The sequence below is a fragment of the Nostoc linckia z4 genome (genome assembly GCF_002608075.1).
In the GTDB taxonomy this organism is placed as follows: domain Bacteria; phylum Cyanobacteriota; class Cyanobacteriia; order Cyanobacteriales; family Nostocaceae; genus Nostoc; species Nostoc linckia.
Genome location: NZ_LAHA01000015.1, coordinates 86,110 through 109,782, shown reverse-complemented (window position 1 = coordinate 109,782; position 23,673 = coordinate 86,110). Strand labels below are relative to the sequence as shown.

Below are 23,673 nucleotides of genomic sequence, written 5' to 3'. Positions count from 1 at the left end.
AAATGCTTATTCTTTCGTTCGGCGTACTTGCTCTGCAATGTCTGGTGAAAATCTTGATAATCCCTGCTCCAGAACATCTTGTCTGTCAGATTCGGGGTCAAGTCCTGGGGCACGTTGAAACCCTGCTTCGGCGATGGTTTTAGGGTCTGGGGGGTTATTGAGAATTTGTGCGCCGATGCGTTCGAGCAGGCGCTCGTTGGCAGAGAAGAAGGTACATCTGCATCCCCAGGCACAGTTATGTACAACAGATTGAGGCAAGCAATAGCTCTCGTCCCTTACAACGCTAAGATTATATACATAGCCAGAATAGCAGCAGCACCCTAAGTCGATAACCTTATGAAGAATCGCGTTTTGCAAGGCCCAAGAAGAAAAATCATCGAGAGAATTGAACAAATCGAGGGGATAACCATTAGTGAAGCCCTCCGCAGCAGGTATATCGACCAAAATTTCACGATTAGAGAACTTGCTAGTTTTTGGGGGGTCAACGAAAGAACTGTAATGAGGATGTTGGTTTATTACAGTGTCCCCGCTAGAGATACAAGCGAGAAAGTTAGGATTCAGTTTGTTAGAAACCCCGAACGCAGAAAAATTTCTAGAGCCAAAATGAAAGAGCTTGTTCAAAAACAAAAGAATGGCAATCACCCAAGGATAGGTATCAACAAACAAAACTCTGAATCTATTAGAAAGATGTGTGAAAAACTCAAAGTTAATAGCTCTTTTCTTAGAAAAGATGTTAGAGAGAAAGCTATTACTAATAGTCATAAGACAATGATTCAAAATCCTAATTGTCTTATGTACCCTAGAACTTCTCCCACAAAATACGAGTCTATCGTTATCGACCACCTCCATAGTTTGGGATTTTCTACAAGTCACAATTTTTGTGTTGTTTATTCCAAAGACAAATTTGCTAGATGGGTTGATATCTACATTCCATCGTTGCGTCTGGGTATTGAGTGCATTAACGCTAGCAGATACCCCTTGGACTGGATTCGTCATCAAGTCATTACCGAATGCCAAATTCACTTGGTTTACATTACTAATAGTGTTATTAAGCGCGGATGTTTCACCAATTTGAACAAGTACATCACCGATTTGCAAATTCTCTGCTCTAATCCATCCCCGAAGGGTCAAAATACGGTGATTTGGGGTCGAAAGAAGTTCGCCGGATGTTTCTGTAACCACCCTAATGAGCTTATCGCTATACCATCTTTTGTAGACGGCATCGACAGGTTGGATATTACCGCTCCCCCCAATTACTAAATCTCCAGTAGAAAAACTGTCAATTCTCCTCCATCCCGTTGGAGTAGCAACCATAGTTTCAGGAGGAAAGCAACTAGGAAGCGCGACTTTCCAAAATGGATGGTTTGCCGCGATCGCCTTATTATCCAGTGCTAAGTGATTTGGGCGAGGAACAACAGAATCGCGGTGCTTCCACACCCAATAAGGGCGACGTTGCAGCATATCAGGATTGGTGGCTTGCTCGTAGCGACCAGCAGCATAAGCACGACGAGAATTAGTATCCAGAATTGTATAGATTCGTTTGTCGTTTGGATGCCAACCTTTACGCCCAATTAGACGGCGAAATTGACTTTTAAAGGTTTCGTAGTCGTTACCCTCAGAGATGGCTTTATCAACTAGCCAGCGCACATCTTCAAGTAAGTCTGCTTTGGTTAATCCAGCAACAGTGAAAGCAAAATCGTGGTTTTGGGCGGTGAACTCGTCCCAGCGTTGGGTGGGAATGATGACTTTTTTGCGGAAATATGCGATCGCTTCTTTGAAGGGTTGACTAAGCCATGCGAAAACTTTAGCATCAGTTCTTTGTTGGGTAGCACTATCACCCCTGTCTTCTAAAAACTCATCTTCAACATCTGCCATACCTGCTAAATGAGACAGCATTCGGCATTTTTCAATTGTTTGGGTGAATAGTTTAGGGCTGATTTTCAGGTAGATTTCAGCAGTGCGATCGCGTAAATCTTCTAAAGATGAGAATTGACCCAGGCTTTTAGAAACAGTGCGAATTATATAATCAAGTGGTAGTTTCTTAGCGTACTTCTTAACAATTAAATCTACAACATCTTCTTCCTCTTCTGCCTCCTGCCTTCTGCCCTCTGCCTTCTCTTCTACGCTATCGACTTTTTTTTTACCTCATTTTCAAAAACAATTTCAATTGGTTTGCGCTTATCTACAACGACTTGGTACATTTCATTGGCATTATAAAGATTTGTGCCGTATACATATTGAATTAATCCTAAAATATCATTGTATGGTATTTGCTTGGCAACACAGTCTAAAATGCTAAATCCAGGAGATTGTAGAGTTGAATTTTTATCTAATGATAGTGTTTCTAGGGTTTGTATTGATACGCTATATTCTGATAGCAGTAAATTATAAGTATTTTGGTCAATCATTTTAATAGCCCTTTATTTGCAAAGATTCTATCAAATTCTGGGAGTATTGTAGAATTAAATTCCTCTTCATCCCAGTGACCGTGACCTAATGGTGTATCTCTTGCTGGGCGGTTGGCAGAAATGCCAAAATTTTGAATATTGTCTTGGAGTGTGCGATCGCCTGATTTAGTAGCGACGTATTGAGTATAAGCCCTCGCAAACAACTCGTTATTGGAAAGTAAATAGTCGCCATATTCTCTAAGATTTGGGTCGTTAGCAGTCCCTCGCCTAATTTTTTCTGCCCCTTGGGAGTTGTTTAGAGTGGTCATCAGATTAGCCAATTCTGGATCGGCAGAGTTAGGTAAATTATTATCAGTAGTATCAATCGCTGCTGAGGCGAAACGGTCTTTTCTTGTCCCCAGAAGAGTCAAATCAACTGTATGTCCCATTTCATGAATTACAGTTAGTTTAAGAAAGGTCTTCACATCAGCAATAGGGACGCGATTTTGAAGTAAACGTTCTGGTGTTGCGAGATTCAACCTCATATCTTGGAACGCAATTTTGGCGCTGCCGTCTGGGTTTAATCCTCTTCCTGCAATCCTCATGCCACCACTTTCTTGCGGGCGTTGAGGATTTCTGTATAAATCGATGTCAAATTCCGGAAGTCCCGATAAAGAATGCACTTGTTTGATAGAGTCGATGGCACGAGTAATGTTTTCGTCCATCAGACTGATTAAAGCGCCTCTAACTCTGCCTTCCTGTTCAGAATCTACTTCAAGTAAATCTTCAGAAATAGAAATTCCTGGGCCTTCAGGTTCGGGGGAGTGTTGAGATTTGCGTTGAAAAACTTTCGGGGGGTCTTTTTTAGCTTCACCTTTGCGGAAGTAGCCACCACCTTTTACAGTGCGATCGTTAACCCAGGTATAACCAGGGCGTACTGGGTCTGAGTCGTGACGGTTATCTTGACCTACGCTAAAACCGTATTTATCTTCAGTTAAAAGTAACTCTTGTAAAAAACTCATTTTAAATCTTTTTTTGATTCTTCTAATCTTCGTAAGAACTGCTCAGCTTTTTCTGGAGGTAAAATATTACCTTCAAAACCACATTTTTTATAAAACTCATACCCAGTACCGCTTTGTCCACCTAATACCAATTTGCCTTCAAATCCTAATTCCTTAGATTCTTGAATCAATTGTGAAATCATCTCAACGCCAGCACCAGCAGCTTTGTCAGGATGATTTTCTATCATATTGTGTGGTGCTGAAGCTAAATAATTAACAAATAAATATCCTTTAATTATTTCTGGATAGACTATTGCAGCCGCTTGAAGTTTGCCTTGATTATCTCTAATTCCTCTAAAAGCACCAGGATTTTTTTGAGAAACGTTAATTACAGCATTTGCATATTTAAAAGAATCGCTTTCTTTGGTCATTAAGCTACTACCATCGACAAAATTTGAAAAAGTTTTATCTGTCTTTAAAGTTTGTTCCCACTCAGATAAACTATTATTGTCTTCTTCAGTAGCACCTTTAATATAGATAGATTTTAAAAGCCTACTAGAATAATTGCTGCTTAATAGCCTCTTTTTTCTGTCGTTTTCTACTTGAAATAATCTGCCAAATTTTATATCAAATTCTTCTTGAACTATTTTGCTAGCAAAAAATCCAGAGTAGTCCTTTAAAGTAACTGGTTCATCTATAATAGATTTGAGCTTTCTGACATCTTCAATATGGGCATCATCCAAATCATAAATAGCACCTAAAAGCAAATCATTATATTTCTTTCTAAAAGCAGAGCCTTCTTTACCTTCTGGCATCTCCTCTATATTGCTAATTTCTTCAATAGTTTTATTGAGATTTTTTAGTATATTCGTATTTTTCTTCTTGGATGCTGACTCAGGTTCTTCTTTAGCTTCACCCTTGCGGAAGTAGCCACCACCTTTTACAGTCTTATCGTTAACCCAGGTGTAACCGGGTCTTATGGGGTCAGAATCTAAAACGAAGGACGAAGTAGGGTAACTTTCTTCCCTTCTGCCTTCTGCCTTCTGCCTTCTGCCCTCATTACTCAATTCCCGCTTCCAAGAATACCCACAATAATTATTTTTAATTCCAAACCCATAAACACCAATAGGTGTGTAAAATTCCCCATCAACAGTACCATCGGCTTTGTATTTCCAGTTGCCCAAACCTAATACTTGTTCGGGGAAAGTGGAGGTAACTATACCCAAAATTTGATGATTATCTGGTGGATTATCAATAAGTAACTTGTTATCAAAAATTCTGACGCCATTATTTAACTTGGGTTCAGAAATTGCACAATTATCTTTTCTGTAAACTTGCAGTTGATTTTGGTCAATTGGCTCTATTCCCCCGAAGCGATCGCGTCCCGCGTGGTAAGTAAAGCAATCTCTAGCTGATGCGGCATCTTCAAATCCGATGAAATATTTATCTTCATCGGGCATCCCAGTTTGGGGGTCGAGTTGTCTGATTTTAAAAACGTTGGGTGACTCTAGGTTTTCGCCCAAATAGAAATCCAATGCTTTGCCGTCTGGTGCGCTGCCATAGCTACGGCGTAAGTGCCCGTAGTCTGCAACCATTGGACGAGCAAGGGGGAATCGAGTATCTCCAACTTGGTGAGTGACGCCGATTGATAAACCGTTCCAGTTGACGATTTTCTTTGGTGGGTCGGCGTCTTTTTTGAAGGCAGAAGGCAGAGGGCAGAAGGCAGAAGGTAATGAATCAGAGTCTTTGTGGCACTCTTTATTGCCAGGAATAAACCCATCGCCGCATGGCTTACCATTTCCATTAGTTTCTTCCCTTCTGCCTTCTGCCTTCTGTCCTCTGCCTTGATACAAGGTTCTCCCATCAGCAGGAAGTCTTTTATTCCACAAGTCCTTCCTGGCCCAGTAGTTTGGGCTAAATGGATCGTCTTTAGTTAAATTCCCTTCTTTATCCTTGATGCCAGCAGAGCGGGTGAGGTAATTTTTTTTGGCTTCTGGGGAGTAATTATGTTGGTAACCTTCTGCACCATAATGGATTAACTTGACGCGATCGCCTTTTTTAGCTAGCACCATCCGCTTTTTACCCTGACGACTACTTGCTACCGGCTTATTGGGCTTCCACCATTTACCCAAATATTTAACTCGTCCTTGTTCATCCTTGGGCAATTGGGAATATAAAGCGTCATACCTTTCAAGGGAATCTTGATTCGTTGTTTCTTCTTCAGGAGGTGCTTCTTCGGGTGGTAACTCCTCTTCACCAAACCCATCAAATCCACCAAATTGTTGTTGTTGCGCCTCTTGTTGTTTCTTAGAGAAAAGTTTTGTATCTAAAACAGTTTCAATTGAGTATTTTGAGCCACCAAAACGAGAAGCCCGGACTTCTTCAGGTAGCAATACACCAGTTGCAAGATAAGTATTATCAATGGAAGCTTGGCTAGACCGGGTGCTAACAATTTCAGATTCAGATTGTTGTAGCAAAGATGGAAATTCATAGTCCCAGTCTTCCGGTTCTTTACCTCCTGTAGGGCCGTCTTTCGCCAAAAAAATTAATCGCCCAAAATCTTTTAATTTGGGTTTCCACTCAGTCTGCTGGAATGAAGCTACATCAGTAGCCCAGTTTTTCTCTTCACTTTCTCCGGTCGCCCCCAATCCACTAGGAGATTCACCAAATAAGCGGTCGTGGGGAATGCCTGTAGAGCCAATAAAGGCATCTCTCAATTGATTAGCTACTTGGTCAACGCCTGCAAATGTCCGACTGGGAAATTCCACATTTTCCCCCTCGGCGTCAGCAGCAAACCCACCAAAAACTGAAATCATCATCCGCATCAACCGCAGACGTGATTTCAAAAGCCCTTCGTCCTGGGTTTTCACCATTTGTGCCAAGCCTTTGAGCTTGTACACAAACACGGAACAGTCGTGCAGCATTGCCCCAAGAGCTTTTAGGGCGGTTTTCCAATCTCGATAATCTTCCCAAAGAGATTCTAAAATACTGCCTCCCCACCCTTCGTTGCACCCAAGCATATCGGGGGTGTAAGAAATACCATCAAATCGAATAATTCGAGATGCGTGAATTTTAAAATTTGCTCCTTGGTTCGGAAACAATTGACTAAATTTGCGTTGCAAAAATTCTGGCAGTATTAGCCGATAGAACTCCGGATTGGATGGGTTGATGCCGATATCTATTTCTGGCTGAATTTTGTAGCGGTCAAGGACTTCTAAAGCAGTAATGCTTTTGATTTTTGTTATATCTAGTGGTTCTGAGGCATTCTTACCGTCATTGGCCACAATTACAATAACTGCGCCCCCGTAAATATTAGCTTGAATCTGGGCTTCATGAAAGCTTTCTTTGACTTTTAGCTTGTCGTGATATTTGGTAAATTTGGGGATTATTTTTTGGTCTGATTTTTCACCTCCTAAAGTTAAATGCCATCCTTTTAGTACGGCGCTATCTGCCCGTGCCCTAACCACTCTCCGACAAATTGGGACTTTGTATAGTTCTTCTAAATCTTGTTTGGGAATTTTGTGACTTCTACCAACTGTGGTGTGTTCGGAGCGATCGCCGCTTGTCCCCATTTGAGTAATGAGGTTGATTAAAGCCGCATCTAGCCGAACGTCTTCGTCTTCAATTGAAAAAGGATTTGCATTCATTCATCGATAATGCAAAATCTCCAATCTCAATTCAACAACTTTGCTATTTCAGCAAAATTTTGCTGAAATAGCAAAGTTTTTATTTTTAACTCGCTAATAAATGAAAATAAAAAGCAGTTTCATTTACTACAAGCGCCATGCCAATTGGAGTTATTGACTACGAACGCCCTAGAAATACCTCTACTACTCCCACTGAATTAGAAGCAGAATATAGAATTAGCTCTGCCGAGAACAACAAAGTCAAAATCGAGTGGTATTTAACTTTAAATCCCGACAACGTACCACAAGTTTCCACTGTTACTATTACCTCTGGCAGTACTGGCGACGAATACGCTGTTAAGGTCACTGTAGGCAGTAGCGCCCTAACTTATAGACACAAACAAGTCGCCAGCGAAACAGCTGCTTCCATTGCAACTTTTTTGGCGACTTTAATTAACACCAATCCCAATGTCCAAGCTACAAATGTGGGAGGGGTAATTACAGTTAAGTCTTTGATACCCGGACAGGCATTTACACTTAGTAACACCGACTCTACAACCGTCGGTAATGTAGTAATAGCGACAACTACAGCAAATTCAGGAACCGCGTTACACAGGAAAATTGCAGAAGCAGAAATTGACTTTAGTGCTAATGAATCTGGATTTCCAAAAATTAGCACTTCTGGTAAATGGTACGATGCTGCGCTATCACCAGTACAAAAACAATCCTTTGGGCCATTAACTGGTGTTGGTTACGCTACGCTCGACGCCATACAACTTGCCCAAGGAATTGCAAGACCTTCTAGCTAGTGGGAATCAAAAAAATTTACCGAGCATGGCTAGAAGCCAAACAAGAAGTGATTCAAGCTTTAGCCATACCGCATTTAGTAAAAATATCTGTTGATAAGTTGCAGATGACTTTTAAGACTGAAAATCAGTCTAGCGAACTAAATGCGATCGCATTGGGACTCGATTACGAAGTTCAACACAACATCCAAACCATAGAATTACTGCAAGCCCATCCAAAATCTCAAAATAGCAGGTTAAAAAATACTTCTGGAAAAACTAACTTCCATTTAATTGAATCAGAACTTAGTAGTGCCATTGCTTACTACTTGGTAGATTCAAATCAAAAATCAGGTGAAGGAATAGGTTTAGAAGTTGTTAGCCATCCAGATGAAGTGTTCGATGATGACCAAATTGCTATTAATTCTGAAGGGAGAATTTATATTTCTAAAAATGTCAAAGACAAAATAGTTAAGGTGCGTACACCTGTTATTTACCCCAGGCAGGTGATAGTGATGCAAAATGATTTGGAGCAAATAATTGCCCATTTAGTCTGTTTATCAGAAACCGGAAACGTTGAATATTTAGAAATAAAAGGGAATTTAGAGCAAAACAAAGGTGTCTCTGCAAAAAACAAATTAACAACCATAAAAATAAATATTGTCGAAAAGAGGGTGGAGGTATTAGATTGATTTATTTTTTGGATTGTGAATTCATCGAGAATGGCACAACAATAGATTTAATTGATATTGGCATTACAACTTTGAACGGCAAAGAAACTTATTTGCTTAATTGGGATTGCGATTACAGTAAAGCCAGCGATTGGGTAAAGGAGAATGTCTTGGTCAATCTACCTCCTAAGCCAGATAAGCCAGGAGAAAGATGGCTAAGAAAACAAGATATGGCATCTATTATCAAAGATTTCGTCGCATTTAATTCAGACAATAACAAGCCGGAATTCTGGGGTGAATGGTGTAGTTACGACTGGGTAGCTTTTTGTCAAATATTCGGGACGATGATGGATGATTTACCTAGTGGATTCCCTATGTATTGCAATGATATTATTCAATTTAGCGAAACTCATCTTGGAATTCCTGCAAATCAATTACCACCCTCCCTAGAAACGCCAGGACATCACAACGGGCTATTAGGGGCGAGAACGGTTAAGATGCGTTGGGCGTGGTTAGTTTCTAAGCAATGTGGAAACGCCTAGACTTTATTGATGGAGACTTCACTCTACTGTTTAAAAGTGATATCCCAGGACAACTACATCTGCAAATTCGTGCTTATCATTTAGAATTGCAGCAGGAATTATCTGGAATACCAGTTTGGCCTGTCGATGAAGTGTCTGCTGTTTTGTACGCTAATTTTGGTAAGCATTACCATAAAATCACCGAACTACTAAAATTAGACTGCGATCGCCTAACTGATGAATCTCGACATTTGCTATTGGTTTGTAGTGCCCCAGTAGGAGAAGGCGAAAATTTCAGGCCTGGGTTGTCCTATTTAGAGCAGTTGATGGGATATTCCTTAGAAGAAAAACCCATGCAATCAACTTTCATTGGCGCACCCCCACCAACCACCGGTGACTACATATTAGATGTTAAAACCGATTTGTATCTAATATTCAAGCGCCACGCTCCTAAACTTTGGCAAACCCACTCACTAGAAGAATGTGCCCTGCTTTGTAAACAGGCTTCAGAAAGAATGAAAGACCCAGATGAGCGAGAAGAATTTACAGGGTGGGATAAAAAAACTGAGGTGGTAGATGACGAGATTTTCTTAGAGAAAAAGTTGTATATATTGGAGCGACTTAGTGCGATTGGTGTTATACCACCAGAGGGATTTTGAGGGGGAAGGCAGAGGGCAGAAGGCAGAAGGCAGAAGGAATTAATGTAATTGCTCTCAATGTCGAAAGTTATCGTCACAAACGAATAAACAACCTTCTGCTTTCTGCCTTCTTAGCTTCTGCCTTACCTTTATGCCTAGTCCTTACTCTGAACTATGTTCAGTTTTTTTCACCGAACTCAATGATTACTTTGTAAACTACTTCCAACTCGCACCCACCTACAGATACGAAGGTATTGCTGAGGGCGATCGCTTTGGAGTTATTACATTCCGGTCGCTGGCAGAAAATAGAGACAGAGCCTCTGGCAGGGCAGTCCGGGGGGGGTTTCAATTTTTAGAATTGCAGATGGAAATATTGATGACATTGGGTGCTAGCAATCGTATTACATCTGAAGCACTTTCATTGTCGGCAGCACTAGATTTACACCACGGCATACCAGCTTTAAAACAATTTTTTGATAGTCGATTGATTTATGATTTGATGACGACTTCAGATATTACTTGTGTTAAAAGACAAGCGTTAAAACCTCCAAACAATTGGATTGTAGATATTACCTGTGAAGCAACAGCAAATATGTCAATTTTTGTTGATATTAATGGGCAACATTTGATTAAATGAGCATAATTAATAATTGAAACTACAGGAGTTAATATGACAGCATCAACAGAACAAATTTCCGGTGAAGCCATTGGTAAATTAGCCGAATTAGTCCAGAAATTAATACAGGCTAAAAATGTTGCTGAAGAAGAAAGGGACGCCGCAAAAGAAGAAGCAGCACAGATACTAGGACTTGAAAGCACTAATTTAGAAAAAATTAATCAGCTAATAGATGTAGCTGCTGCGGCACTTCCCGACGTAACTGCTTTAGCATAATTGAAATCTAATAGAGATTAGTAGTTGCCAAAAACTAGACATTTGGCAACTTTTATTTATCGAGAAAGGCAGAGAGCAGAAGGAATACTGTTTTTCTGCCACGACCAGAAGAAGTAAGGGTTTAAAATCCCCACTGAAACCAACTGGATGTGACCCCGATTAAGGAGGGATCTGAATCCCTTTCTTAATTGTCCCTTCTGCCCTCTGCCTCCAGCATAGCTGCCTTCTTCAAAAGTAGAAAAACATGGAATTTAAAATTAGAGGAAAAGCGTTTGCGATCGCAAACAGTAGCGATACTTTATTAAGCAAAGTAGCGGCATCCATGCAAAATGGCATGGTCAACCCAGAAGATGATGCGCGGATAGCTTATGCATTAGTTACTGCTTGTCCTACAATTACACCAGATATTGCTAGCTATCAAAGTGCTTCCAATTTTAAAATGACACTGGATAGTTTGGAAATTAGTAGATTTATGATTGCTCTAAATATTGCTATTTTGGAGCGGTCTAAGGTTAGGTCGAAAGAAGATAGGTTGTCAGTCAGCGACAAAATAGCAGAGCTAAAAAGAGCTTTAGTAGATTTAGATAAAGGTTTAACTCCAGAACAAGTAAAACTTATAGTAGGTCAAATTCAAGTTAATCAAATCGATGCTGAAGTTGTTTCAGCAGGTGAAGAGTTAAAGTCGGCAGCCACGATAGATGCGGACGACTACGAAGACGATTATCAAGAAGAACCTTTGACGCCACAACAAGAAGCTTTAGCTAGAAGGTTACTACGACAGCATAGTGAGTCTTGATTGGAACTGCGACACTATGCGACAATTAAGGTGTCGCATAGTGTCGCAGTATGAATATCTTTTATGCTTCTCAATACTTAGGTGTTTCAATCAAGACTATTGAACGAGCTGTAAGAAGGAACGAAATCGCGGTTACTAAAATTGATGGTAAGCGGGATTTTTCAGAGGAAGAGTTGAGAAGATACAAGGAAGAAAAAGCCCAACCTATCCATCACCCAGCAATTGTTAAGACAGGGAGCGACATCGAGTTGTCGCACAGTGTCGCACCTGAATATATTGAAGCCATATCTGAATATTTTCATGAAGGTGTAGCCCATGTTGAAGTAATTTCTAGGTACTTTGAGTTGATGCACATCGGCAGTCAACTAACAATTGGAGTGAAGCAAGCAGCGCAAATTTCTGGGTTCTCTAAAAATTTTATTTTATCGAATTTGAAATCTGGAAAATTGCAAGGTAAAAAAATAGGTAAGGGATGGAGGATTCGCCCTAAAGATTTAAATGAATTTGTAGACATGATTTTTAATTCAAACGAGTAATATGGCTAAAAAAGCACCTAGCGGCGATTCAATCAACACATATCTTAAAGAGATTGGAAAGTATCCATTACTTTCCCCCCAACAAGAAATTATGCTGGGCAAACAAGTCCAGCAAATGCTGGATATCAAAGAAAAAGCCCAGCAGATGTGCAAATTAGAGCGGGATACCTATTTATCAAGCGATGAGGTACGAGCTATTATCTGTACGGGAGAAAAGGCAAAAAACCAGATGATAAATGCCAATTTAAGATTAGTAGTATTAGTTGCAAAAAAATATCAGAACCGTAACATGGAATTCTTGGATTTGATACAAGAAGGTGGACTAGGCTTGTGCAGAGCTGTGGAAAAATTCGATCCTAGTAAAGGTTACAAGTTTTCTACCTATGCTTACTGGTGGATTAGACAAGCAATTACTCGTGCTATTTCAGAAAAAGCGCGCACAATTAGACTGCCAATAAATCTAAATGAAAAACTAAGTAAACTCAAGCAAGCGCGGTCTGTATTAAGCCAGTCTTTAGGACGAAGCCCAAACATTAAAGAAGTTGCTGAGTTTTTGAAAATAGATGCTTCTAAAGTCAAAAGATATCTAGAAATTTTACAAAATCAGCACACCATATCTTTAAATACCCGATGCGGGGATAGCCAAGAAAATGAATTGGGAGAGCTTTTAGAAGGCAATCAACTGTCAATAGAAGAATATGTAGAACAAGAGTTCATCAAAGAACAAGTGTCCAATTTAATCGACAATTTATCAGAAAAACAAAGGATGGTCATTGCATTAAGATATGGATTGGATGCTGATAATCCCTTAACTTTAAGGCAGATTTCTGATGCCATTCACATAAGTCGAGAAAGAATTAGGCAAATAGAATTAGAAGCTATGAAGAAGATGCGAAGTGCGTGCAAAAAACAGACGGTATCGCTGGGTAATATCCCTTTAAATCACGGATAAATTCGTATCCATAGTTCTTTTTTAAGTCGGACAAAGCTTGCCTTAATTGATATTTATTCACAGCATCAGGCAAAACAGAGTTCAAATCAGTGTGGCTAATAAATTTGTTACTTTCATAAGATTTTTTTAAAACAACACTCAATTCAATGGTTTTAGTAATATTACTAGGGAAAGCAAAGTCGTCCCGTAATGGGTAGTAGCCTCGGTTAATTATAAAATCAAATTTATAGCCAAATTTTTCTTCAACGTCTTTCAAAGCTGATTCAACTAAGTAATTGCAGCGATGCCGACCTCTCTTATTTTTGGATTTGTTGAGTAATACTGCTCTAATTTTTCTATTAGTTACAAAATTATTTTGTTCGTAAGCTTCCTTGAATAAAAGTACTAGGTTTTCAATTAGAATTAATGGGTTTTTTATACACTTTTCGTAATCGAATTTATAGGAATCATGCAGGGACGGAACAAAAAATTTACCAGCAGAAGAAGATTTAAGGTCAAAGAAGTATTGATGCTCTTTTTGAAGCTTTTCAAAAATTCTTTCTAGCAGGTATCGATAATTAGATGTAATTCCAGGGATTGTTGATTCTAATTGTTCATAGCTGACAGATTGGCCGCTTTCATATGCATTTCTAAAACATATAAATACCAATCTAATTTTTAATTTAGAAACTTTGCCCATAAGTACTAGCTATTGAAGAAGGCAGAAGGCAGAAGGCAGAGGGCAGAAGGGACAACTAAGAAGGGGGATTCAGTCCCCTCCTTAATTGAGTCCACTGAACTTTGTTTCAGTGGGGGTCTTAAACCTTTACTCCCTTCTCTACGAGACGCTGCGCGAATGGTCGCTCTCAGTGGGCAGGAGGCAGTATTCCTTCTGACTTCTGCCTCCTGCCCTCTGCCTTTCTTGATAATATCCCCCACAAGAATTATAGCAGTTACTTTTTTACTAAAGAAAGGCAGAGGGCAGAGGGCAGAAGGGAAGAAAACTGCTTGTTGAGTTCAAGCCCCGACGCCACTTGCTTTATGCCGGGAAACCCGTCCACCGCAGTGGCTCCCCCTTGTGGGTGGCTTTTCCTCCTTCTACCTCCTACCTTCTGCCTTCGTTTGACTGTTTACAAACGTATTGCCAAGATGCGTAGCCAACTGTGTCAGTGGCTACTTTCTGTGTAGGAGGATTGGGAGTTGAAGGAGTGCCATAATAAACGTTGAATAATAACTTGTTGCTGGCATCATATGTAGCATATCTATGCAAGGTCAAAGTCTGATTGTTGCAGTCAGCTGTATAACTTGAACTTGATTTAATTGATTTATTTAGCTGCATTTGCCCATATAAAGTGATTTGAGAAAAATATACTTTGTTTTCACCATACCGATTCCTTTTTTTGATGGAATCAAGTTGCACGTAGACTCGATCTCCATTTTGTCCGTTAGCAACTTCCAAAAATCTGTTTTCTTGAGGACGTTGTCCCCAAGCGCTAAAGCTAAAAAAGCTCCAAGCGATAACAGACATAAGTACTGAGGTTTTAATCATTTTTGATAAGTGGAAAAGTGAAGAAGGCAGAAGGCAGAAGGCAGAAGGCAGAAGGTTTGCAATCAGTGTAGGCTTCTCTACGAGACGCTACGCGAACAGACCTACACTGATTGCAAGACACCAAATTAAAAATTTTGGTGTGGAGCTTAAACCCTTACTCCCTACCCTGCGGGAACGCTGCGCGAACGGTCGTAGCAGAGGGCAGGAATCAGAATTCCCTTCTGCCCTCTGCCTTTCTTGCTAACTTCAGTTTAATCTACTGAGTAGTGCATATCGCATTGGTGTAAGTACTAAACTTACCCAAAAAAGCTAGGAACTTCTGCCCTCTGCCTCCTGCCCTCTGCCTTCCGCCTCCTGCCCTTCTCAATAAGCCCCAGCCATCTGTTTTGCGTAGTCAAGCACTTTTTCCAAGCTTGACGTACTACCGTTACCAGTTGCAGTAATATTTTGTGCGGGAGCATCTATTTTGATATTGTAAGTATTATTACTGTTGTTAAACGGTTGTTTTAAATAATCAACTAATTTATCAACTCCTTCCTTAAACAGCTTTCCAGAGCTTTCTAAAGAAAGGGTCACGCCTCGTTCGTTCGGTGGAGGCAACTTTAAAGATGCTCCTGAAGTGAGGGAAATTGGTTGGTTTGCCTGTTGCAGAATTTGTTGGTTTAAAGACTGCGATCGCTGTACTTCTAAAGGTGTCTGCAATGGTGTTTTAGCAATACCAGTGGTCAAAGCACCCGTGATGTTTGCGGTACTACCATATTGCTTATCAAATGTCCTACTTACATCGGTAATAGCCGCCGTTGCTGCTTGTCCTCCCACCATATCTAAAATTCCCCCAAGGTCTGGACTGATGGCAGCTAAAATATCTGGCGTGGAAGATATGGGAAATTCCTTAGCAGCTATTCCCCTAGATTGAGCGATCGCGGCGTTGTAAAATTCTCTGATATTTTGTTGTCCAAAAGATTGGGCAATTTCTTGCTGTAGCTGTCTTTGAGCTTGTTGTTGCTTACCTGGAGGTAGAGCGTTAGCTAATTCGGCACGGGCTTTTAAGGTATCCAGGTTTTGCTTGAGGTCTAGTTGTTGCAGCTGGGCTTGAGCCTGGGTTTGCTGCCCTTGAAATTTTTGCCCAATCAATCCGCCCTCAAGTTGCAGAAATCCTAGAGCATCAAGTTCTGATTGCAACTTGATTTGCAAAGCTTTGATTTTGGCTTGTCCTGCCACCGATTGGTTTCTGGGGTCAGCTTCTAGCACCGCGATGTCTGCCTTGACCCCTGCTATATCTGCTAGTTTTTGTCCCTGATTTATACGGTTTTGGATGGCTTCTTGTTCTAGAGCTAATTTATTTTGTTCGATTTGGTTGAGTAGGCTTTGGCGCTCGTATTCTTGTTGTTGACGGAGAGATTGTAACTTGATGCTAGCGGTGACTTCTGCTAACTGTTTACGGCGATATTCACTGCGCTCTACAGAATTTAATACTTCTAGTTCGCCAAGCACAAAATCAGTTCCAGCTTTGGCTAAATCACGACTAATTTCTAGTAGTTTATTGCGCTGTTCTATAGCTTTAGTCAGGATTTGATACAGGTCACCTTGACGCTTGATTGATTGGTTTTGCTCGTCAATTTGGTTTTTGAGTTTCTGGTTTTCAACTTCTAATTTTTCTTGGCGAGTTCTAATTTCAGCATCTAATAAAGCAGTTTTAGCTTTTTCAATAGCTAAGGCTAACTCTATTCTCTTAGAAGCATCCCTAGTCTCTAGATTATATTCTTTTTCTAAGGCAGATACTTTACGCCTTGCTAGTTCCTCATTTACCTGAGCTTGGGTTACAAGTCCTTTTCTTGCTTGGCTTTCTAATTGAGTTTCTCTAATATTGTCTTCATCTTTAATTTGGGCCTTGATAACTTCAATATGTTGTTTATATAATGATAATTCAGCAGATAACGACTGCTTAACTAAATCTTGAATTTTTAGTTGGGATGCACGAATTGAAGCATCAAAATCTGCTGCCTTTTCTTGATTTTTAGGTTTGGGTAAAGCCTGGAGAGCTTTGAGTCTAAGGCGCTCTTCGTTAAGTTGAGCATCAATATTTGCTTTACTTGCTTGGGTTTTCTTTTCTTCGACTTCGGTGTGGTCAAGCAAGCCTTTATTTTCTAATTGTTGGATTTGAATTAAGCGCTCGTTCTGAGCCAATTGCACTGCATCTAGGGCTTTCTTTTGGTTGCGTTCTAAAATCTTAATTTGAATAGCTGCTTCTCTATCTGCTGATTCTGCTTGGTTTTTTTGGATGTCTGCATTAATTTTTGTAACTTCGGTTTTGTGGTTTTGTTCTAGTAATAAAAGTGATGAATTTTTAGCTTTATTAGAGTTGACTAGCTTGGTATTTAATGCTGCTATATCTGCCTCTGCTGCTTTAGCTGCTGGGGAATCCGTAGGAGCTTTGCTTGCTTCAGACTGTTTTTTAGCTATTTCATCTTCTAAATATTTAGTAGTATTGGCAAAGTCACGCTCAATTATTTTACGGCGTTCGGCATAGTTGTCGTTGGTATTACGTAGTTGAGTTTCTAGTTCAACTTTTTTAGCGAAAGTTAATTGTTTTTCTGCTGCTAATTCTTGGGATATAATACCTTTATTTACTTTGATTCTCAAGTCAGCAGCTACCAAGTTAGCCGATATTTCGTTTTCGGCAATTTGAGAACTCAATTCAGAAGTAATTCTAGCATTTCTGGTATTTTCTGAATTTAACGCAGCATTTTTGTCTTGTTCGATTTGAATAATTTTAGCTTTTAGCTTCTCAGCTTCGGCTAATGGAGCAGAAGCATCTTGCCCTTGGGCAGATAATTTAGTAGCTTCGTCTTGTTTTTGTTTAAGGAGTGCATTGTTAACAAAAGTTTGGTCGTCAAACTCTTTTTGAATTTGCTTGAGCTTAGTTTGATGAGCTTCATTTTCAGCATCGAGACGAGATTTTAATAGAGAATTTTGAGCGTCTGAAATAGCTTTGGCATTTTCTTGATATTCAACTTTACCAACAGCTAATTGTGCAGATATAGCGGCTTGTTGCGCTTGAACAATGCCGATACGTTTATCGCTTTCACGTTTGAATGCTGCGGTAATTGCCTGTTGGGCTTTGTCTTGAAGTTCCTGGGAAGCGAACGCATTTGTAGCAACTAAGTTGTAGCGGCGAATTGCTTCATCAGCACTGATTTGTCCTGCCTCGGCTTGTTTTTCTGTGGCAGCAAGTAATTCCTCAGCTTTTTGTTTGAAAATGGCAGAGTCGCCAGAAGACTTGAGGATTGCTTCTTCTGCACCTTGGGCTTGTTTGGCTAATTGTTCGTAGCCAGAACCTACACGTTCTAGGTCTTTGGGTTTAATTTTAATGTTGCCAACAAATGAATCAATTAATTTAATTCTGGCATTTAGTTCGTCAATTTGTGATTGAATATTAGCTTTATTAGCTTCTCCTCTCACATTTTTTAATTGGTCTTGTAAATCGGCAAGTTGAGCAGATAAATCTGCTTTTTGATTTTTAGCTTGGGCGACTAATTTTTGATTAGCTTTGTACTGCTCATCGCTGAGTCTAACTCCGCGTTTGTCGGCGTCTGCTTGAATATCTGATGCTTTTTTCAAGTCGCGGGCGGTTTTAATAGCTTGTTCTGATAATTTAGCGGTGCGATCGCCGAGGATTTCTGTAGCTTCATTGGCGTCTTTGAGTTGCAGAGAATATAAACCAATACCAATTAGCCCAATTGCAGCAGCAAGGGCAATTAGTGGGGCAGCAAGCAGTAGTAGAGGTGCGATCGCAGTATAAAGGGCAGTGGCAAAGGTAGCAAGTCCTACAGTCGCGCCCCCGGTGGCCGCGGTCAGTCCAAATAAACTAGTGATGGTGATGCCATTGGTGGCCAAGAATTGTGCAGATGCTACAGTACCTTGGGTCATGGCAATGCTCAATGCCCGGACTCCAACAGCAGCACTAGAAGCAGAAGCAGCTACCCCTACAAAACCCAGCGCACTTAATGTTGTTGCCAAACCTCCTAAAATTCCAGCTAAATTTACTGCCCACCCTGCTAAAGTTGTGGCAATCAATTTGGATACTGAAGGAATCAACCCTAGATTAATAGCCACGGTTAGTCCGACTACGGCGGCAGTAGCAACAGCAAAAGGATTGCCAAAAGCTATTTTCACCATATCCGCTAAAGAACCCAAGCCTTGGATAACACCATAAAGAATCTCTTTAACGGTTTCGTTTTGCAGCACGAATTTATCGAAGGCCAGAAACGCTAAATATGCACCACCAGCAAGTAAACCAAAAGTGAGTATCTGTCCTGCGATCGCAGTACCAATGTTCTTCAAAACCGCCGCAAATTGTTGGTTAACAAGCAGCACTCTGTCCGTGGCATTGGCATATAATCCCACCGCATTAGCAGCTTGGGTGAATAGGGGCGCTAAAGGAGCAAGGTAAATATTGGAGGAGACGAAAGCACCAGCCGCGGTAATTAGTGCTGGAGTAAGGGTAAGCAAATTGCTCAAAAATGCTCCTATTGCTGGAAATAAAGTTATCAAACCAGCAACTTGAATGCCAACACTAGCAACGGTGGGAATAAATCCGACGAGTAGTCCGCCCAACGGCCCCAAAGCTACCGTCGCGGCCTCTGCCGCACCCGGTATTTCATTAAGGTATTTACCCAAAATCAAAAATCCACCACCACCAGTACCAAGGACTTTAGATAAATTAATGAATTGGTTTGCTACGCCATTGGTTCTTAAATCCAAAGCAAACATCACTTCGCCAAGCCCTGGAACCAGTTGCGTTAAAGTTCCAAAAACATCGCCTAATGTTGTCACACCTACCGATAAAGCTTTGACGGTGACAAAAGATTGCAAAAATACGCCGCCCAAGGGGCCAGCTGCTTTTACCAGTTCCGTCATGAAACGGATAGTAGGCCCCAAAGCTTCTGCTACAAATCGAATTGCTCCCGCTAATGCTTCTGCGGCATTAGCTAAGGATTTGAATAAATATAATGGTGCTTCTGCAATCAAGCCACTAATTGAAGAAAAGACGGTTTTACCTGCGTCTACTACTGCTAAACCAACTCGTAATATCTGGTCGCTAATTAATCCGAAGTAACTGACAAACTGTTCTTGGTTGGCTTTTAAATAGTCATAAACACTAGTAACTTGCTCGATTAATGGGTCGAGTAACCTTTCCCCTGCCCTTCTACCAATTTCATCAAAAACTTCTTGAATATTACTTATCACACCCGAAAAAGACGCCGCAGCCAACGCATTACCAGCTCGGAAGGGAGCCAGTTTTTTTCGCAACTCCTCAACTAATCGCCCTTGAGATTTCCAGTTATTGACTTGTTCGTTACTGATATTCAGGCTTTTAGCCAAAACTGAATTTTGGTCAATGGTTCCAGATAATATGGAGCCGATTTCTTGTCGCGATTGATATAGGGGAATTTGTAAAGTACCTAAACTGGCTGCAAAATCCAACGATAAATCTTTGGCATCTGTGAGTTTTCCACCAATGCCTGTAATTTGGCCAGCAATTTGCTGATACAAAGGAACCAAATCTTTACTTGTGACCCCGACTAAATCCAAAGACTCTATTCTGAGTTTATCAATTGCGGTTTTGATTGGGTCTTCTAGTGATTGGATAGCGGTTTTGGGGTCTGTTATTTGTTGTCCGGTAAATCCACTGTAAATTTTAGACGTGGCAACCAAAGATGATTGAGTGGAAAGCAACTGTTCTCTCAATTCAATGTTTTGCCCAATCAAAGTTTTGAAGGGGCCAGTTGTGGCAAATTGTTGTAGCGAAGATAGCCCTTGACTGAAAAACGCAACTCGCTCCACTACCGAAGAAACACCATTGGCAAATCCAGCAATTGTATCTTGTAAATAACCGAATACTTTCAGTGGCTCATTAAAACCAGCGATCGCACCTGGAAACTGAGCAATGGTGTTGAGCGGAGCAGCAATTTTACTAGGGAGAGTTGAAAGGGTATTGTAGATTCTGATAGCTGATTTATCAATTGCATCGATAGCGGGGGATACGCGCTCAAATCCAGCACCAAAAAATCCAGCTAGGAAAGCTCGATTAGCATTTTGCCCAATTCTACCAAATAAATTGGAAAAAACTCCACCAAACAATCTATCGATGTTCTCAACCAATCCCGGAGGAAGTTCGGTGAAGTTCAAATCAACTTTCAAAATATTGCCGATCATCTTGCCAAGGTTTGTTGCAACTACCCCTGCTATGGAGCCAAAGGTTTTTCTGATAAAATTGACGACGTTGCCAAAAGTTGTCTCTAGTGAAGTAACAACGGTATTAAAAATTGGCGTTAGCTTGGTAACAATCGCCCTAGCGCTATCAATAGCTTCATTAAAAAATTTACCAAATCCGCCTCTACCATTTGCACCTATGCCGACTAAAGCACTATTAATCAGTCCAGTTAAAGTTCTAACTGCACTGGGCACAACCGTATCTATGGCATTAATAGTATTACGCAATCCAGCGCTTAATCCAGACTGAATATTCCTTGCAGTGCCACTACTAAAAGCAGAAACCGCAGCGATGGCTCCTTGTAGCTTGTTACCAAAATCAATAAATAATCCACTTGAACTTGCTACTTTGGTTTGAATAAATGACAAACTAGCATCTGCAATTAATTTTAAGTCTGTAAATCTATCACGGACAAATTGTATTTGCGTAGCAAAAGTTGTTCCAAAACTAGTAGACGTTTGAAGACTATTTAAAAACGTATCTATGTTAGTAAATCCTTGCCCTAAAGAAGTCCTTAAGCTACTGATTGAACTAGCAATTTGAGCAACTATACTAGGAATTGCAGATTTAATAGAATCTATTCCTCTAGATGCAGATATCAATAATGATTGAATGTTTCTATTTGCAATTGCAATGCCAGAATTAACTGTGTTAAAAACGCTCGTAATACCAGATTTAATATTAGGAATTATATTTTGAGAAAAATTGTTAAACCCTTGTAAAAAGTTACGAACATTATCAATGCCACCAATAGTAAAGCCTAGACTTGCGTTGGCAATCGCTTTGATTTTTGCTTGCAAAAACCCTACTGCTTGAATAGCTTTTTGAATGCCTTCTTGTAAAGCATCAATTATATTATCTCCAACAGTAGTGCCTCTCAAGCTTTGAAGGGCAATGGAAGCATCGAGCAAGGTATTAACAATATTCGCAGATATTTGGTCAATACCATAGTTGAAATTCAGTACAAAATCAATAGCATCTACTTTTAATCCGGCTAATCCTACATCTGCACTAGTTACTAAAGAATTAATCAATGATTGAGTATTTCCGAGAATATTAGGAATTCCTGCAACGCCGCTTTTAAATCCCCGCAATAATGTATCAGTTAGTTTCAACCCAGCGTTAACATTAGTTTTTAAATTTCCCAGCACACCATCTAAAGCAGCAAAATTAGATTTTAGGTTTGCGGGTTTAAGATTTTCCAGTAAAGCATCAAATACAAATCCTGCTGCTCCACTTTCTAACAAACTAGTTTTAACAACATTTTTCAAATAACCAGGTAAAAACGCTGTTGCCGCAGAAGCTATGGCATTACTGCCTGCATCTTTAAAACGTTTAGTTACATAGTTGGCAGCATTATCAACCAAAGGAGCTAAAAGCACAGGTAATTGTGTATCAATGGCTTTACCCAGGCTTGCCGCCACGGCTTTACCCAAAATTGCATCAAGCTGTTTTAATCCAGGAATTTGACCTTTAAGACCAGTTGCTTTAAAGAGTTGTTGAATAATACCATCAAAATCTAATAATTGGTCAACAACTACTCCAGGAACAGGAACAAATGAAGTAATTAGATTTTTAATTTGGTCGTTCAGAATTCCAGATAGTAAGCCACCCCTAGAACTACTTAATAAAGGTAAATTGCTAGTTCCAAGTCCTAAACCTGCGGTAAACTTTGCCCCTACACCATCAAAAGTATCGCCTAAAATTTCACGACTTCTTTGGTTACGTTTTTTGATTTCAGGGTCTAGCCCGTCAAACAAGCGATTGGCTAATCGAACGCCTGAGTTATAAGCTACATTCTCTACAGAAGTGTTAGCTAAATTAAACAGATTACCTAATGGTGCTGATATACCTCTTTGGGTGACTTTCAACAAAGCATCACTAAAAGAACCATTTAATAAGTCTTGAATTGAAGATGAAAGCACACCTTTAACAGCAGAATTTTGTAAAATACTTTTAATTAATCCCGTAGAAACATTTTTACCTAAAACTTGTCCGATTTTTTGGTCAATGACGAAATTAGCTATTTGAGCATCTAATTGATTAAAAACACTATCAAGATCTAATCTAAGTTCCGGAGTAATTTCCTTACCCAAAGCTTGAGAGACTTTTTGTTGAATTTTAATTTTGGCTAATTGTTTTTCATCTAATTTATCGATTTTTATGTTGGCTAATAATTCAATCTGTTTTCCCAATCCTGATTTTTTTAATAAATCAGCAATTGGGCTAAACTGTGTGCCTTTTATTTGTTGAGAAATACCTAATAGTAAACTATCAACTGCACCTGCTGTAGACCCGCTCAGTAATGATTTAAGAAAAACTGGTGAATATTGTGCGATCGCTGGGTTAGTGGCAATATTTTTAATAATATCTTGAGTTGCGCCTTTACCAATTGCTAATCCAAATGTAGTATCAACAATACTTCGAGAAATCTGTTTATCTAGACTTTGAAACGTTTTACCAACAAATTGCAGAACTTCTTTACTTGATATACCTAAAGCTTCTTTTAAAGGCTTACTAATTCTATCAGCAATTTGTTCAACTCCTAAGTTAATACCATCATTTAATTGCTGAGAAATGCTGCGAGTATCAATATTAAATAGCTTTTGTCCAAACCCAGCACCAATACCAGCACCAACAGAACTAACTTCTTTGAGCAAAGTACTAAGAGGTGCTAACTCTTTAGTGGCATTTTCAGCAGATTGCTGTATTTGTCCAATAAAAGTTTGACCAATCGGTGATTGAATGCCTTCTTTGATTTTACCGACTACTGAAGTTAAGCCAATAAGTTTGGAAACTGCGCTCCCCAAAGCACCAGTGGTTGCTACGCCCAAACCAATTATGGCTACGCTAGTATCAGTAAGTTTAACTCTGGTTAAATCAGCATAATTAATAACAAATTGCAACGCTTGTCCAGTCCCAGTTAAAGATTTAGAAAGTACTGTCGCTTCTTTATTTAAATTATTGAAGGAGATGCCAGTTTTTTTCACTACTTCAGTAGCAACATCTTTAGCTTCGATGACAACTTGAACTTTATTGCTATTACTGCTTGATGCTGCCATA

The 23,673-nt window shown here is 39.9% G+C and carries 16 protein-coding genes; 9 read left to right on the top strand and 7 right to left on the bottom strand.

The genetic code is table 11. The features are described from left to right. Positions 1 to 6: 6 nt before the first annotated feature. From VF06_RS15220 to VF06_RS15205, 4 genes are all read right to left on the bottom strand, one after another. The gene (locus VF06_RS15220; RefSeq protein ID WP_099066503.1) at positions 7 to 1,896 is read right to left on the bottom strand and encodes a phage minor head protein; all 1,890 of its coding nucleotides are present in this window, start codon (positions 1,894 to 1,896) and stop codon (positions 7 to 9) included. A gap of 224 nt (positions 1,897 to 2,120) precedes the next feature. Then, positions 2,121 to 2,408 carry a hypothetical protein gene (locus tag VF06_RS15215; protein WP_099066502.1) on the bottom strand — a complete coding sequence of 96 codons (288 nt, stop codon included), beginning with the start codon at positions 2,406 to 2,408 and terminating at the stop codon, positions 2,121 to 2,123. Then, entirely contained in the window at positions 2,405 to 3,409 is a 1,005-nt protein-coding gene (locus VF06_RS15210) for a hypothetical protein (protein WP_099066501.1), read from the bottom strand. Before VF06_RS15210 ends, VF06_RS15215 begins: the two co-directional genes overlap by 4 nt. Further along, positions 3,406 to 7,035: an anti-CBASS protein Acb1 family protein gene (locus VF06_RS15205; RefSeq protein ID WP_099066500.1), complete on the bottom strand. Its 3,630-nt coding sequence runs from the start codon at positions 7,033 to 7,035 to the stop codon at positions 3,406 to 3,408. The genes VF06_RS15210 and VF06_RS15205 overlap by 4 nt, the downstream gene beginning before the upstream one ends. Before the next feature lie 137 nt (positions 7,036 to 7,172). Between VF06_RS15205 and VF06_RS15200 the strand changes: the two genes are divergently transcribed. The 9 genes from VF06_RS15200 to VF06_RS15160 all read left to right on the top strand — a co-directional run bounded on the left by VF06_RS15200 (position 7,173) and on the right by VF06_RS15160 (position 12,805). Next, on the top strand, positions 7,173 to 7,823 hold the full coding sequence (locus VF06_RS15200) for a hypothetical protein (RefSeq protein ID WP_099066499.1): 651 nt from the start codon (positions 7,173 to 7,175) through the stop codon (positions 7,821 to 7,823). Next, a complete protein-coding gene (locus VF06_RS15195; RefSeq protein ID WP_099066498.1) occupies positions 7,823 to 8,491 on the top strand; it encodes a hypothetical protein in 669 nt (222 codons plus the stop codon). Before VF06_RS15200 ends, VF06_RS15195 begins: the two co-directional genes overlap by 1 nt. Further along, positions 8,488 to 9,012: a 3'-5' exonuclease family protein gene (locus VF06_RS15190; protein ID WP_180267704.1), complete on the top strand. Its 525-nt coding sequence runs from the start codon at positions 8,488 to 8,490 to the stop codon at positions 9,010 to 9,012. The genes VF06_RS15195 and VF06_RS15190 overlap by 4 nt, the downstream gene beginning before the upstream one ends. Further along, complete coding sequence (locus VF06_RS15185; protein WP_099066496.1) at positions 8,997 to 9,650, top strand: hypothetical protein; 654 nt, start codon at positions 8,997 to 8,999, stop codon at positions 9,648 to 9,650. The genes VF06_RS15190 and VF06_RS15185 overlap by 16 nt, the downstream gene beginning before the upstream one ends. A gap of 130 nt (positions 9,651 to 9,780) precedes the next feature. After that, positions 9,781 to 10,266: a hypothetical protein gene (locus tag VF06_RS15180; protein WP_099066495.1), complete on the top strand. Its 486-nt coding sequence runs from the start codon at positions 9,781 to 9,783 to the stop codon at positions 10,264 to 10,266. Positions 10,267 to 10,299: 33 nt separating this feature from the next. Next, positions 10,300 to 10,521 carry a hypothetical protein gene (locus tag VF06_RS15175; protein ID WP_099066494.1) on the top strand — a complete coding sequence of 74 codons (222 nt, stop codon included), beginning with the start codon at positions 10,300 to 10,302 and terminating at the stop codon, positions 10,519 to 10,521. 244 nt (positions 10,522 to 10,765) lie between these two features. Beyond that, a complete protein-coding gene (locus VF06_RS15170; protein ID WP_099066493.1) occupies positions 10,766 to 11,317 on the top strand; it encodes a hypothetical protein in 552 nt (183 codons plus the stop codon). 50 nt (positions 11,318 to 11,367) lie between these two features. Next, on the top strand, positions 11,368 to 11,853 hold the full coding sequence (locus tag VF06_RS15165; protein ID WP_099066492.1) for a helix-turn-helix domain-containing protein: 486 nt from the start codon (positions 11,368 to 11,370) through the stop codon (positions 11,851 to 11,853). Between the two features lies 1 nt (position 11,854). Further along, complete coding sequence (locus tag VF06_RS15160; protein ID WP_099066491.1) at positions 11,855 to 12,805, top strand: sigma-70 family RNA polymerase sigma factor; 951 nt, start codon at positions 11,855 to 11,857, stop codon at positions 12,803 to 12,805. Here the strand turns inward: VF06_RS15160 and VF06_RS15155 are convergent. The 3 genes from VF06_RS15155 to VF06_RS15140 form a co-directional block, all read right to left on the bottom strand. Continuing rightward, positions 12,732 to 13,484 carry a hypothetical protein gene (locus VF06_RS15155; RefSeq protein ID WP_099066490.1) on the bottom strand — a complete coding sequence of 251 codons (753 nt, stop codon included), beginning with the start codon at positions 13,482 to 13,484 and terminating at the stop codon, positions 12,732 to 12,734. The genes VF06_RS15160 and VF06_RS15155 overlap by 74 nt on opposite strands. A gap of 405 nt (positions 13,485 to 13,889) precedes the next feature. Then, on the bottom strand, positions 13,890 to 14,312 hold the full coding sequence (locus VF06_RS15145; RefSeq protein ID WP_099066488.1) for a surface-adhesin E family protein: 423 nt from the start codon (positions 14,310 to 14,312) through the stop codon (positions 13,890 to 13,892). 384 nt (positions 14,313 to 14,696) lie between these two features. Beyond that, a complete protein-coding gene (locus tag VF06_RS15140) occupies positions 14,697 to 23,672 on the bottom strand; it encodes a hypothetical protein (protein ID WP_099066487.1) in 8,976 nt (2,991 codons plus the stop codon). Position 23,673 lies beyond the last annotated feature (1 nt).

What these genes read in the sequence shown, in the direction of transcription:
- VF06_RS15220 (WP_099066503.1), bottom strand. Translation starts at nt 1,896, where the DNA reads ATGCTGTCTCATTTAGCAGGTATGGCAGATGTTGAAGATGAGTTTTTA.
- VF06_RS15215 (WP_099066502.1), bottom strand. Translation starts at nt 2,408, where the DNA reads ATGATTGACCAAAATACTTATAATTTACTGCTATCAGAATATAGCGTA.
- VF06_RS15210 (WP_099066501.1), bottom strand. Translation starts at nt 3,409, where the DNA reads ATGAGTTTTTTACAAGAGTTACTTTTAACTGAAGATAAATACGGTTTT.
- VF06_RS15205 (WP_099066500.1), bottom strand. Translation starts at nt 7,035, where the DNA reads ATGAATGCAAATCCTTTTTCAATTGAAGACGAAGACGTTCGGCTAGAT.
- VF06_RS15200 (WP_099066499.1), top strand. Translation starts at nt 7,173, where the DNA reads ATGCCAATTGGAGTTATTGACTACGAACGCCCTAGAAATACCTCTACT.
- VF06_RS15185 (WP_099066496.1), top strand. Translation starts at nt 8,997, where the DNA reads ATGTGGAAACGCCTAGACTTTATTGATGGAGACTTCACTCTACTGTTT.
- VF06_RS15180 (WP_099066495.1), top strand. Translation starts at nt 9,781, where the DNA reads ATGCCTAGTCCTTACTCTGAACTATGTTCAGTTTTTTTCACCGAACTC.
- VF06_RS15175 (WP_099066494.1), top strand. Translation starts at nt 10,300, where the DNA reads ATGACAGCATCAACAGAACAAATTTCCGGTGAAGCCATTGGTAAATTA.
- VF06_RS15170 (WP_099066493.1), top strand. Translation starts at nt 10,766, where the DNA reads ATGGAATTTAAAATTAGAGGAAAAGCGTTTGCGATCGCAAACAGTAGC.
- VF06_RS15165 (WP_099066492.1), top strand. Translation starts at nt 11,368, where the DNA reads ATGAATATCTTTTATGCTTCTCAATACTTAGGTGTTTCAATCAAGACT.
- VF06_RS15160 (WP_099066491.1), top strand. Translation starts at nt 11,855, where the DNA reads ATGGCTAAAAAAGCACCTAGCGGCGATTCAATCAACACATATCTTAAA.
- VF06_RS15155 (WP_099066490.1), bottom strand. Translation starts at nt 13,484, where the DNA reads ATGGGCAAAGTTTCTAAATTAAAAATTAGATTGGTATTTATATGTTTT.
- VF06_RS15145 (WP_099066488.1), bottom strand. Translation starts at nt 14,312, where the DNA reads ATGTCTGTTATCGCTTGGAGCTTTTTTAGCTTTAGCGCTTGGGGACAA.
- VF06_RS15140 (WP_099066487.1), bottom strand. Translation starts at nt 23,672, where the DNA reads ATGGCAGCATCAAGCAGTAATAGCAATAAAGTTCAAGTTGTCATCGAA.